Here is an 11602-nt window from a genome sequence, read left to right as displayed (position 1 = left end):
CCAGACCGCGACCCTCGAGATTACCCGCAACCAGGTGCAGCTCACCGCCAATGCCGACATCTTTGCCGGCACCCCCTGGGACGACGACATCGATGCCCTCTCCGGCGACGACATCATCGACGCCCGCGCCGGCAATGACAGCGTCACCGGCGGCCTTGGCGACGATCACATCAATGGCGGGGACGGCGACGACACCCTCTTCGGCAACGAAGGCAATGACATCATCTTCGGCGGCAATGGCAACGACCTCATCTCCGGCGGCGCCGGCAATGACCGCCTCTATGGCGAAGCCGGAAACGACATCATTCATGGCGACGACGGCAACGACACCATCTCCGGCGGCACCGGCGACGACATCCTCTTCGGCGGCAACGGCAACGACATCATCAATGGCGACGAGGGCAATGACACCATCATCGCCGGACTAGGAAACGACACCGTCTTAGGAGGCCAAGGCGACGACGTCATCTATGGAAACGACGGAAACGACACTCTCGCAGGTAATGACGGCAACGACATCATAAACGGGGGTCAAGGAGATGATGTCCTCTCCCCCGGTTCAGGCGACGACCATGTCGATGGCGGTGAGGGTTTCGACACGCTCGACTATTCCGAAAGCGAAGAAGATATCGTCGTCGATTTCGTCGCGAGCCTTGCGACCGGCGACAGCATCGGCACCGACACTTTCCGCAATATCGAAGCCGCCATCGGCGGCAGCGGTAACGACACCTTCTTCATCGGCACCACGGCCACGGTGATCACCGGCGGCCGCGGCGACGATCTCTTCATCTTCACGGTAATCGACGAAACTCCCTTGCTGAGCCGCCAGCTCGTCCACGAAATCCTCGACTTCGTTGTCGGCGATCGCATCCGGGTGGCCGACTACGACATCTCCCGCAAGGCGGCCCGCACCGAAGAAGAGCGCTTCGAAGATTTTTACGACGAGCTCGACGATGGCGATCGCGACGATCTGCCCATCCGCGTGCGCTACGAGCGCTATGACGACGTCGACCACTCCATCATCGAGGCCGATGTCGACGGTGATGACTTCTATGAGATCGCCATCCGCGTCGATGGCATCCAATTGCCCTTCAATATCGAACCCACCATCGTTTGACCCGCGTTCCGGAGTTTTGCGTGATGACCACGATCGATACCTACGCCGCCTTCACTGCAAAGCCGACCTCCCGGCGCCGAGGCGGAGCCGAACAGGACAGTTTCTCCCTGACCGGCCGCGTCATCGCCGGCAGCATCTTTGCCATCCTGCTGGTCGCCGGCATCGGCGGCTGGTCCGCTACGGCAAAACTTTCGGGCGCTGTCATCTCACTTGGTACCGTGCTGGTCGACGATGAGGTGAAAGCCATCCAGCATCTCGACGGCGGCGTCGTCCGCGCCATCGAAGTGCGCGAGGGTGATGTCATCGACAAGGACGCCGTGCTCCTGCGGCTCGACGACGTGCAGATTCGTACCGAACGCTCGATCCTCGTCGGCCAACTCGCCGAGCTCGTCGCCAGGCAGGCTCGTCTCCAGGCCCAGGCAGGGCAGGCGGGAGAAATCGCCTTCCCCGACCAATACTTGTCTCAATATCCCGGCTCGGCCTCTATCCTCGCCGGCGAGCAGCAATTGTTCGACAGCACCATGCTCAACCAGCAGTCGCTGCGCTCCCAGTTGGAACTGCAGGTCGCCCAGTTGCGCGAGGAGATCGCCGGCCTCGCCTATCAGGATGACGCCTTGCAGGAAGAGCTGGCCCTGGTCCGCGAAGAACGCACGCGGATGAACGAGCTCGCCGGAAAAGGCCTCATCGAAACCACCCGTCTCAATGCCACAGATCGCGAACTCGCCCGCATGATGGGCTCTGAAGGCGAGATCGCTGCCAGTATAGCCCGGGCCAATGCACGCATCAGCGAAATCGAGCTGCAAATCCTCGCCATCAACCAGACCGGCGGCATGGAGGCCCTGCGCGAACTACGCACAGTGGATGCCCGTCTCGCCGAGCTGCGCGATCGCCTGACCGAAGTTGACGCCCGCCAGGCCCGCACCGTCATCCGCTCCCCGGTGAGCGGTACAGTCAACGAGGTCGCCGTGACCACTCTCGGCGGCGTCATCACGCCCGCCGAAAAGCTCATGACCATCGTGCCTGCCGACGCTGATCTCAAGATCGAGTTCCGCGTCGCCACCAACGACATTGATCAATTGCGCCTGGGCCAGCCGGTAAAACTCCGCTTCTCCGCTTTCAACCAGCGCACGACCCCCGAAATCGGTGGCGTCGTCACTCGCATATCTGCCGCTGCCACCACAGACCCGCAGAGCGGCCAGAGCTACTATCTCGCCGAAGCCGATCCCACCGACGACCTTGACCAGCTCGGCCCCACTGGTCTCGTGCCCGGCATGCCCGTGGAAGTCTTCGTGCAAACCGAAGAACAGGTGGCCATCGCCTACTTCGTAAAACCCTTTACCGACCAGATCACCCGCGCCTTCCGCGAGGAATGATGCCCAGCCCACCATATATCAGTACCGTCACCATTTCCGACGATCACCCGGTTTTCCTCGAAGGCATAAAGGACATCTTGGCAAGGCAAGGAGATTTCGACGTCGTCGGGCAGGCGAACTGCTCCCAATCGAGCCTGGCTCTCATCAATGAGCATAGGCCCGATGTGGCGATCCTCGATCTCTCGATGCCCGGCGACATCTTCCAGACCATTTCCGAAATCACCCGCACCAACAGTCAGACCCGCTCCATCGTCTACACCGCCTATTGCAGCGTTGATTCCGCGGTCAAGGCGCTCGAAGCCGGCGCAACCGGCTTCGTGCTCAAGAGCGACCCCATCGAAGAGTTGCTCGACGCGATCCGGGCGCGCAGCGAATTGGTCATCTCGAAAAAATTCTCGGCCGAAGTCCTGACCGCCATGCGCGCCCGGTTGTCGGCAGCGCCTCCTGCTGCCCTTTTCAGCCTCAGCCGCCGTGAAAAGCAGATCGTTGGACAGTTGCTGCTCGGCCAGACCAATAGGGAAATCGCGAGAACGCTCGATCTTACCGAGCAGACGGTCAAGCACTACATGACCAGCCTGATGCACAAGATGAAAGTCAGGAGCCGGGTCGAAGTGGTCGTAGCGGTCAAGAAGTCGCAATCCGCTCTCGCCGATGTAGAGGGCTCGTAGCGATAGCCTCCACCTTAGCCAAGCGCCTTAGCGCTGGTCGATCAGCTTCTTGAACAGTGTTTTCCTCGCGACGCCACTGGTCGCATGACCCTTGGTCTTGCTCAGGTTGATCACCAGCAGCACATCGCCATCCTGCAGAGCGACCGCGGACGTGATTTCATCCTTCAGCCCCACCGAATTCCTGGTTGAAGTCACCAGATAGAAAGACGACGTCTCCGACCAGACATCCCCATCGGCGGCCGCTTCGATCGCCTTGGTCAGCGCAGCGTAGCGATCATTATAGTCGCTTCCGTCTTCGAGCATGAAGCTCACGGCAAAAAGGGCCAAGGCGCTCTCCTGATTAGCAACGGGGTCATGTCAACGGCCGCCCGGCAACGCGGTTAGGACCAGACAGTGTAGTCCTCGCCGGCAAAGCCCTTCTCCCAGGCTTCGTCCCAGTTGGCTTCGTCGTCGTTCTTCTTGCCGCGATGCGGATTGGTATTCTTGTCTTTCTCGGTCGCGCCGGCGGTCCATCCGGCCAGGCGCACCTGCTCATCGTGACGTTTGTCGCTGGACATCTGCCTCTCCTGTTCGCATGCGAAAGCGCAGCCCGGTTCCATGCCGTGCAAAAGCACTGGCACCATTGCTGGCCAAATCTATACCGCTATTTGTGGGGGAGCGCACTGGCCGGTGAACGAGACCTCGTCAGCAACTTGAACTCCCAGTTGCAGCGTTTCTCATTTCGCACGAAATCGCGCATGTACTCAATGGGCACCTCTTCCTCTCGGCGGCGGGCGATCGCCGTGAGCTCTTGGAGTTGGAAGAGTTCGCGCATTGTTCGGGCGATGAACAATGGACTGCGCATGCCGTGGAGTGGGATGCCGACATGTTCGCGGGCATGCGAGTTATTAGTGGCCCGCTTTACATTTCTCCATCAGTTGAGAGGCATTTTCGCTTCAAGAGTTTAGAGGATCGGCTTCGGTTCCGCCTCTTCAACACGATGGTCCGATCTATGTCGCCTGCCGGCTCTTCCAGCGGCGGAAATTTGATCCGCAAACTGTGCTTAAGGAGCGTCATCCACCTAGTGCAATGCGGTTGGGGCTCCTCATGACCCAAGCGTACTCAGCATGGATCCAGCTCGACAGTGCCGCAGGATTTCCATTTCCTGGTCAAATTATCCACGAGGTGATCACTGTCTGCGAAGAGGCCATTACCGATCTCACCGGCGTTGATGAGCCTACATTTCACCTGCTGAACGCACTGTCCCCGGAGTGGGCCAGAGCCTACCAGCTCAAGCTGTTCGCCAAGTGGGGAGCGATCCATCCCGAACTGATGAAATGGAAGATCGGATCTCATGACATGATCCCACCGAACGAGGTCAAAGAACTAACGGCGGAAGAGTTGTTCGGTCTCTAGGGTGGAATTCGGACAACCGCCCTAACGACTCCGCGCCCCATTCCGGCCGTTCACGTCACTACTGCCGGTTCCCAACAGCGGACGTTCACCAGAGGCCTAACTGGCCGCCATACTGGGATGAGAACCGGACTGGCAGGCCTTATTGCCTCAAGTCAGATTTCTTACCGAAATAAGCGCCGTAGAATAGGCAACGCATCACTAACTTCTACCTCGATGGCACCTTCCTCTATCGTTCGACGAGCTCGTCGAAGTGCTCCACCACAAAGCCGAGATGGTCTCGCATGGCGGCGACCGCATCGTCTTCTCTACCAGTCGCAATCGCTTGGATGATTGCCTGGTGCTGCTCAATCAGTGTCGGCACGTGGTAAGGTTTAAGCGAAAGCTTGCGGGCGCGATCCATGTGGATTTTGATGTCCGCGATCACGTCCCAGACCGCAGTGCGACGCGCTGCTGCAGCGATCTGTTTGTGCATATCTTCATCAAGCTTGAACAGAAGATCGAAATCTTGCCGCTCGGCGGCGCGGATCTGTGCGGCAAGATTAAACTCGAGAGCGTGCAGGTCCTCATCTGACCTCAGCCGTGCGGCATCCGCCACCAACGCGCACTCCAAGGCGGATCGGGCATACTGCGCGTCCATCACCAGTTCCCGCCGGATGGGGGACACGAAAGTCCCCTGCTGCGGGCGCACTTCCACCAGTCCTTCACCTTCCAGGCGTTTCAGTGCCTCACGCACTGGAGTGCGGCTCGTTTCGAACTCGGTTGCTAGCCCATTTTCAGACAACAGCTCATGCGGCGCGTAAGTGAGCTCGAGAATGCGGGACCGGATAACGGCGTAGGCTTGATCTGCTGCGGGTTCTCGGGCGTTTCGGCGAGCGAAGGCCATGCGGTTATCTCCAGTTCGGTCCTATCTTCGCACGTTGCCAGGCGAATTTCCAACGCCATGCACACTAAACACACTTGAACACTAAACATACTTGTACACTAGTCAACACAAGTGTATGGGTGTCCTTGGATGGAGGTCTCGATATGGACTTTTCAGGCAAAAGCGCCTTCGTTATGGGCGGTACAACCGGCATTGGACGGGCAGCGGCCGAGCTTCTGGCAGAACGCGGCGCAATGGTCACCGCCTTCGGCGCACCGGGCTCTGCGGATGGCGCCGACCCTCGGCTTGATGTGCTCCCTGCGCGACTCAAGGCCATCGTGGGTGATGGCTCCGATGCAGATCAGGTTGGCGTCGCAATTGAACAGGCAGCCCATCATGGTGGCGGGCTCGACATTCTCGTCTGCTCTGCCGCCATCCACCCCTATGGCACCGCCGTCGAGACCGATCACGCAACATGGGCACGGGTGATGGCTGTCAATGTCGGCAGTGCCTATCTCACCGCGCATTTCGGTATTCCGCATCTCCGCAAACGCGGTGGCGGGTCTATCGTCAACGTCGCCTCCAACCAGGGCAGTGCCAACAGCGCCGGTCTTTCGGCCTATGCCACCAGCAAGGGCGCACTATTGGCCTTCACCCGCACCCTGGCAGTCGACTTTGGCCGGTATGGCATCCGCGCCAACAGCGTCAGCCCCGGCCCGATCGACACGCCACTGCTACGCGTCGCGGCCAATAAGATCGATGACGGGCGCTCGCTTGAAGAAATTTACGCGGACTGGGGTCAGAACCTACCGATCCGCCGGGTCGGTCGGGCCGAGGAGATGGCCGAAGTCATCGCCTTCCTCGCAAGCGACCGGGCTAGCTATGTGACTGGCGCCGACTTCGTCGCTGACGGCGGGCTCTTGGCGCAACTTGGATTCTAGAAGGGCCACAGCAATGACTGACTACCCCGATTTCCGCTCCAGAGCCTTTCTTCTTGATCAGATCAAAAGCGCCATAGACTTTTTCTACCCGGCCAATTTCGATGCGTCGGGCGGCTTTTTCAATGAAGTCGACAATACAGGCACAGTCGTTGATCCTGCTCCACGCTCCTTGGTTCACACCTGCCGTTCGCTGTTCAATCACGCCACCGCCTATCGGCTCTTCGGACGTGCAGAGAACCGCGATGCTGTCCGGCACGCCCTCGACTTTCTGACCGGCGTGCATCGGGTGCCAGAGACCCGTGCCTATATTTTCGGTCTTGATTTCAGCCAAGGCGTTGCCACACCCACCGTCACTGACAACATCACCTACGGCTATAGCTTCGTCGTCCTTGCCTATGCGACGGCCCTGAAGGCAGGCTTTGCCGAGGCGCGCTTCTGGCTCGACGAAGTTTTCGAGACCATGGAGCGCCATCTCTACGAGCCCGCTTACGGTCTCTATGCGGATCAAGCCAGCGCCGACTGGTCGGAAATCCGGCCTTATCGCGGGCAGAATGGCAACATGCATGCCTGCGAAGCCATGCTGGTAGCCTATGAAGCGACGGACGAACAGCGCTACTTGCATCGTGCGGAAACCCTCGCTGCGGCGATGACACTGCGGCAGGCGACACTCAGCCCCATCGGTCAGCTCTGGGAGCACTACAAGACCGATTGGGCCTTCGATCCCGACTACAACTTCAACGACCATTCCGATGCCTACCGGCCGTGGGGATATCTCACCGGCCACCAGACTGAATGGGCCAAATTGCTCCTGATCCTTGATGGTCATCTGCCGCGTCCATGGCATCGCGAGCGGGCCAAGCAATTGTTCGACGAAGGCGTCGCCTGCGCCTGGGACGAGAAGCGCGGCGGTCTCCAGTATTCCTATGGTCACGACAAGGCCGTCTACGACGATTCCAAGCAGCAGTGGGTGCATGCTGAGAGCCTCGGCGCTGCAGCGCATCTGGCCTTGGCAACCGGCGAGCAGCACTACTGGGATTGGTATGATCGCCTTTGGCGCTACACCCACGACCACCTTATCGACCACGAGCGCGGGGGCTGGTTCCGTGCCCTCGACGCTGACAATCGCGTCGCCAGCGATCGCCGCGGCGCCCCTGAACCCGATTATCACAATATCGGTGCCTGCGCCGAAATCCTGGCCGTGCTGGAGCGGACTAGCGCATGAAAATCACGGCCATCACTCCCTACATCGCCTATAACGGCATTTCCGACCTCGTTTTCGTCAAGGTCGAGACCGACGAACCGGGGCTTTTCGGCTGGGGCGAATGCTCGCTACCGGCTAAGCCGCAGGGCGTCTCCGGGGCAGTTCGCGACCTTGAGCCGCTGATCCTCGGCGCAGATCCCGAGCGCACGGAGTGGGCTTGGCAGCGCATGTACCGCCATGCGTATTGGCGCGGTGGGCCGATCCAGACCTCGGCGCTCTCGGGCATCGACGTGGCGCTTTGGGACATCCGCGGCAAGCTGGCCGGCAAGAGCGTAGCGGCTCTCCTCGGCGGTCCGGTTCGAGACAAGGTCAAGGCCTATGCCAATCTCGGCCTGTCGCTGTCGCCCGAGGAATTCCGCGACCGCGTTGCCGTCGCCATGGACATGGGCTTCAAGGCGGTCAAGATCTACCCGCTCCCTGCGGTCGCCATGACCGAAGGGCTCGCCTCGATCCGCCAGATCGTTGCCTGTTGCGAAGCCGTGCGCGACGCGCTGGGCGACGACATGGATTACGCCATCGATATGCATGGCCGCCCCAGCGCCTCGCTCTCGATCGCCATCGAGGAGGCGGTTCGCCACACGAATCCGATGTGGATCGAGGAACCGGTGCCGGCCGAAAGCAACGCGGCCCTCGAGCGCCTCGCCCAACACAGCAAGACGCCTCTTGCTGTCGGCGAGCGCATGTTCACCCGCTGGGCCTTCCGCGAAGTTCTGGAAAACGAATGGGCCGGCATCATTCAACCTGATGTGTCCAACGCCGGCGGCATCAGCGAGCTCGTGCGTATCGCTTCGCTGGCCGAAATGTATGGCGTGACCTTCGCTCCGCACAATCCCAATGGACCCGTGCAGGCGGCAGCCAGCCTCAATCTTGCCGCCTACGCTCAGAATTTCTCTCTACTCGAAACCCGGCACACCAATCTCGAATGGACAGGCAAGCTGTCGAGCTATGTGCCGCGCGTCGACGCCGATGGTTACCTTGCAATGCCTCAGGGGCCGGGCCTGGGCATCGAAATCGATGAAGGGTTCCTCAAGAGCCAGACCGAAGGACAGTGGGTGCCGGAATCCTTCAGGTCCGACGGCAGCATTGCGGACTGGTGAGTCAAGAAAAGTGGAAACAGCAAAGATGACACACGCTGGTGAAACCCCGCCTGTGCTCGAGGCCCGCGATATCTGGAAGCGGTTCGGCACTATCGAGGCCCTGCGCGGCGCCAATTTTACGCTCGGCCGCGGTGAGATCGTGGCCCTGATGGGTGACAACGGCGCCGGCAAGTCGACGCTGGTCAAGACCATGTGCGGCCTCTACGCGCCCTCGGAAGGGCAAATCCTGATCGACGGTAAGCCGGTGCAGTTCGGTTCGCCAAAGGATGCTCAAGCCCTTGGCATGGAAACGGTCTACCAGGATCTGGCCATGGCTCCGGAACTGGACTCTGCAGCCAACATGTTCCTAGGCCGCGAAATTCTGCGCGATGGCTTTCTAGGGCGCATGGGGTTTCTGGATAAGCCGCAGATGCGTGCCCGGACAGTCGACGCGCTCACGACCATGAAGGTGGTCCTGAAGAGCGTTGATGCTCCCATTTCCACACTGTCCGGCGGTCAGCGCCAATCCATCGCCGTGGTGCGAGCGGTAACCTGGGCCGACAAGATCGTCGTCATGGATGAACCTACGGCCGCTCTCGGTGTCGCCCAGAGCGCCGCGGTGCTGGAGCTGGTGCGTCGGGTCAAGGAATCCGGCCGCTCGGTGATCCTGATCAGCCACAACGTTCCCGATGTCCTCGCGGTCGCCGACCGCGTGGAAGTCCTTCGCCACGGCCGGCGCACCGCGCGACTGAGCCGCGAAGAGATGTCCATGGAAAAGATCGTTGCCGCCATTACCGGCGCCTTTGCCAACGAGGCAGCATAATGACCGATAGCAGCAGCAATTCCAGCAAGCCGCGCTTCGAGCTTTCCTCGCTCTGGATGGGGCCGGGCCGCATCGTCATCGTTTTGGCGCTTATCGTTCTCGCCTTTGCGCTGATGCGCCCCGACACCTTCATGAGCTTTGCCAATATCCGCAATATCGGCATGGCGGGCGCTATCCTGCTCGTTATGGCGGTAGGTGCGACCTTCGTGCTCGTCACCGCTGGCGTCGATCTGTCGGTGGGGGCGGTGCTCGTCTTCTCCGGGGTCATCGCGGCGAAGGTAATGGGCGCCCTTGGCGGCCAGGGCTGGGACGTGGCGGCGATCGGCCTCGTGACGGCGATCATTTCCGGTACGGCCTGGGGGCTCCTGAACGGTGTCCTCGTCGCCAAGGCCAAGGTGCCGGCTCTCGTCGTCACTCTAGGCACCATGGGCGCGGCCCAGGGCCTGAGCTGGATCATTGCCGGCGAAGACCTTCGCGACGTGCCCTATGAACTGGGCGACAATATCGGCGTCGGCTCGTTTGGCGGCGTTCCTATGCTCGTGATCATCGCTGTGGTCGTCACCATCATCGGCGGCATCCTGCTCACCGCCACCCGCTTCGGGCGCCATACCTTGGCCATCGGCTCCAATCCGCTTGCCGCCAAGGAAATGGGCATCAATGTCGATCTGCACCTGATCAAAGTCTATGCGCTGGCCGGCATGCTGGCTGGTATCGCTGGCATCCTCTCGCTGGCCCGGTATGGATCCACCACGATCGGCGGCCATGCCACGGACAACCTTCAGGTCATCGCGGCCGTCGTGATCGGTGGCACCAGCCTCTTCGGCGGCCGCGGGAGCGTCTTTGCCACGGCGGTCGGCGTGCTTATTCCCGCCACCCTCGCCAGCGGCCTCATCATGGTCGGGCTCAACACCTTCTGGCGCGACGTTATGGTCGGGATCGTTCTCGTCGCTGCCGTCTACCTCGATCAATCGGGTCGTCGACTGACCCGGTAACGATCTCGACGTATCCGTCGCGCGCCTTCGGATGCGTCACCCGTCAAAAGGCGCAATTTACTGGGAGAGAGAGAAACCATGACGAAAAACCGGATGATGACGACTGTCGCCACGCTGGCATTGACCGCCAGTCTGGTCCTGCCGGCTGCAGCGCAGGACAGTTTCAACATTGCCTTCATTCCCGGCGTGGGTGGCGACGCCTACTACGGTTCAGTGCAGTGCGGCATCGAGAAGGCTGCTGCTGAGAACGGCGCGACCGTTCAGACCCAGGCCCCGTCCTCCTTCAGCCCGGCCGCACAGATTCCGATCCTCGAAACGATGATTGCGCAGAACCCTGACGCCATCATCATCGCTCCGACCGACAGCCAGGCTCTGTTCGCCCCGCTCAAGGCCGCCGTGGATCAGGGCATTAAGCTGGTGCTCGTCGATACGACACTGGCCGACCCTTCGATAGCCGTGTCGCAGGTCTCGTCGGACAACGTGGAATCCGGCCGCGTCGCTGCCGAAACGCTGGCGGAACTGCTAGGCGATCGGGAAGGCTCGGTTCTGACTGTCAATCTGAGTGCCGGCGTCACTACCACCGATGACCGCGAAAAGGGCTTTGCCGAGGGCATCGCGGCGGCCGGCTTCAACTATCTTGGCCAGGAATTCTCCGACAACAGCGTGCAGAAGGCCGATCAGATCGTGTCGGCGGCGCTTCTTGCGAATTCCGATCTCGTCGGTGTGTTCTCGACCGCAGCCTTCAATACCGAAGGTGCCGTCGCTGCGATCCGTGCCGCCGGTCGCTCCGAGGATGTCGTGGTCGTGGGCTTCAATGCCAACCCTCCGGGCATCGAACAGCTCGAGCGTGGCCAGGTTGCGGCCCAAGTTGTCCTCAAGCCTTACGACTCCGGCTACGAAGCTGGCCTGCAAGCCATCGCTGCCCTGCGCGGAGAAGAAACGACGCCCGTCATTCGCACCGGCGCCACTGTAGCGACCAAGGACAACCTCAGCGATCCTGAGGTCAGCCGCTACGTCTACAGCTTCACCTGCCCGCAATAAGCAGCACGGGTGCCGCGCCTGCCCTCCATGGCGCGGCACTCCCTCCCAAGGGT

Annotated in this window: 13 protein-coding genes; 10 read left to right on the top strand and 3 right to left on the bottom strand. The window is 60.9% G+C overall.

Annotated elements, in window-relative coordinates; genetic code table 11:
* The 3 genes from J7557_RS19715 to J7557_RS19705 form a co-directional block, all read left to right on the top strand.
* A partial coding sequence (locus J7557_RS19715; protein ID WP_291421856.1) for a calcium-binding protein occupies positions 1-1117 on the top strand: 1117 nt, incomplete at its 5' end.
* 23 nt (positions 1118-1140) lie between these two features.
* Positions 1141-2490, top strand: coding sequence for an HlyD family type I secretion periplasmic adaptor subunit (locus J7557_RS19710; protein WP_291421853.1), 1350 nt, complete (start codon positions 1141-1143; stop codon positions 2488-2490).
* Positions 2490-3158, top strand: coding sequence for a response regulator transcription factor (locus J7557_RS19705; protein ID WP_291421851.1), 669 nt, complete (start codon positions 2490-2492; stop codon positions 3156-3158). The genes J7557_RS19710 and J7557_RS19705 overlap by 1 nt, the downstream gene beginning before the upstream one ends.
* 27 nt (positions 3159-3185) lie before the next feature.
* Here J7557_RS19705 and J7557_RS19700 read toward each other — a convergent pair whose 3' ends face one another.
* Together J7557_RS19700 and J7557_RS19695 are read right to left on the bottom strand one after the other, a co-directional pair.
* Positions 3186-3485 (bottom strand): hypothetical protein, encoded by a 300-nt coding sequence (locus J7557_RS19700; RefSeq protein ID WP_291421850.1) that lies wholly within the window; start codon positions 3483-3485, stop codon positions 3186-3188.
* A 53-nt stretch (positions 3486-3538) separates the two neighbouring features.
* Positions 3539-3715 carry a hypothetical protein gene (locus J7557_RS19695; protein WP_291421848.1) on the bottom strand — a complete coding sequence of 59 codons (177 nt, stop codon included), beginning with the start codon at positions 3713-3715 and terminating at the stop codon, positions 3539-3541.
* 529 nt (positions 3716-4244) lie between these two features.
* Between J7557_RS19695 and J7557_RS19690 the strand changes: the two genes are divergently transcribed.
* Entirely contained in the window at positions 4245-4553 is a 309-nt protein-coding gene (locus J7557_RS19690) for a hypothetical protein (protein ID WP_291421846.1), read from the top strand.
* 226 nt (positions 4554-4779) lie between these two features.
* On the opposite strand, the gene J7557_RS19685 is transcribed toward J7557_RS19690, so the two are convergent.
* The gene (locus J7557_RS19685; RefSeq protein ID WP_291421844.1) at positions 4780-5436 is read right to left on the bottom strand and encodes a GntR family transcriptional regulator; all 657 of its coding nucleotides are present in this window, start codon (positions 5434-5436) and stop codon (positions 4780-4782) included.
* 143 nt (positions 5437-5579) lie between these two features.
* Here J7557_RS19685 and J7557_RS19680 point away from each other — a divergent pair, with 143 nt between their 5' ends.
* From J7557_RS19680 to J7557_RS19655, 6 genes are all read left to right on the top strand, one after another.
* On the top strand, positions 5580-6356 hold the full coding sequence (locus J7557_RS19680; RefSeq protein WP_291421842.1) for an SDR family NAD(P)-dependent oxidoreductase: 777 nt from the start codon (positions 5580-5582) through the stop codon (positions 6354-6356).
* Positions 6357-6369: 13 nt separating this feature from the next.
* Entirely contained in the window at positions 6370-7578 is a 1209-nt protein-coding gene (locus tag J7557_RS19675; protein ID WP_291421840.1) for an AGE family epimerase/isomerase, read from the top strand.
* A complete protein-coding gene (gene dgoD, locus J7557_RS19670) occupies positions 7575-8714 on the top strand; it encodes a galactonate dehydratase (RefSeq protein ID WP_291421838.1) in 1140 nt (379 codons plus the stop codon). Before J7557_RS19675 ends, dgoD begins: the two co-directional genes overlap by 4 nt.
* A 25-nt stretch (positions 8715-8739) precedes the next feature.
* Positions 8740-9516 carry an ATP-binding cassette domain-containing protein gene (locus J7557_RS19665; RefSeq protein ID WP_291421836.1) on the top strand — a complete coding sequence of 259 codons (777 nt, stop codon included), beginning with the start codon at positions 8740-8742 and terminating at the stop codon, positions 9514-9516.
* Entirely contained in the window at positions 9516-10508 is a 993-nt protein-coding gene (locus tag J7557_RS19660) for an ABC transporter permease (protein WP_291421834.1), read from the top strand. Before J7557_RS19665 ends, J7557_RS19660 begins: the two co-directional genes overlap by 1 nt.
* 78 nt (positions 10509-10586) lie before the next feature.
* Positions 10587-11549: an ABC transporter substrate-binding protein gene (locus tag J7557_RS19655; RefSeq protein WP_291421832.1), complete on the top strand. Its 963-nt coding sequence runs from the start codon at positions 10587-10589 to the stop codon at positions 11547-11549.
* The last annotated feature ends 53 nt before the right edge of the window (positions 11550-11602 follow it).

Origin of the sequence: Devosia sp. (assembly GCF_017744655.1) — a bacterium.
Classification (GTDB): domain Bacteria; phylum Pseudomonadota; class Alphaproteobacteria; order Rhizobiales; family Devosiaceae; genus Devosia.
Note: the sequence above shows the minus strand (reverse complement) of the source record. Positions and strands in the feature narration are given on the sequence as shown.

Excerpts from the sequence above, each read along its gene's own strand:
- J7557_RS19710 (WP_291421853.1), top strand. The coding sequence starts at position 1,141 with ATGACCACGATCGATACCTACGCCGCCTTCACTGCAAAGCCGACCTCC.
- J7557_RS19705 (WP_291421851.1), top strand. The coding sequence starts at position 2,490 with ATGCCCAGCCCACCATATATCAGTACCGTCACCATTTCCGACGATCAC.
- J7557_RS19695 (WP_291421848.1), bottom strand. The coding sequence starts at position 3,715 with ATGTCCAGCGACAAACGTCACGATGAGCAGGTGCGCCTGGCCGGATGG.
- J7557_RS19690 (WP_291421846.1), top strand. The coding sequence starts at position 4,245 with ATGACCCAAGCGTACTCAGCATGGATCCAGCTCGACAGTGCCGCAGGA.
- J7557_RS19685 (WP_291421844.1), bottom strand. The coding sequence starts at position 5,436 with ATGGCCTTCGCTCGCCGAAACGCCCGAGAACCCGCAGCAGATCAAGCC.
- J7557_RS19680 (WP_291421842.1), top strand. The coding sequence starts at position 5,580 with ATGGACTTTTCAGGCAAAAGCGCCTTCGTTATGGGCGGTACAACCGGC.
- J7557_RS19675 (WP_291421840.1), top strand. The coding sequence starts at position 6,370 with ATGACTGACTACCCCGATTTCCGCTCCAGAGCCTTTCTTCTTGATCAG.
- dgoD (WP_291421838.1), top strand. The coding sequence starts at position 7,575 with ATGAAAATCACGGCCATCACTCCCTACATCGCCTATAACGGCATTTCC.
- J7557_RS19665 (WP_291421836.1), top strand. The coding sequence starts at position 8,740 with ATGACACACGCTGGTGAAACCCCGCCTGTGCTCGAGGCCCGCGATATC.
- J7557_RS19660 (WP_291421834.1), top strand. The coding sequence starts at position 9,516 with ATGACCGATAGCAGCAGCAATTCCAGCAAGCCGCGCTTCGAGCTTTCC.
- J7557_RS19655 (WP_291421832.1), top strand. The coding sequence starts at position 10,587 with ATGACGAAAAACCGGATGATGACGACTGTCGCCACGCTGGCATTGACC.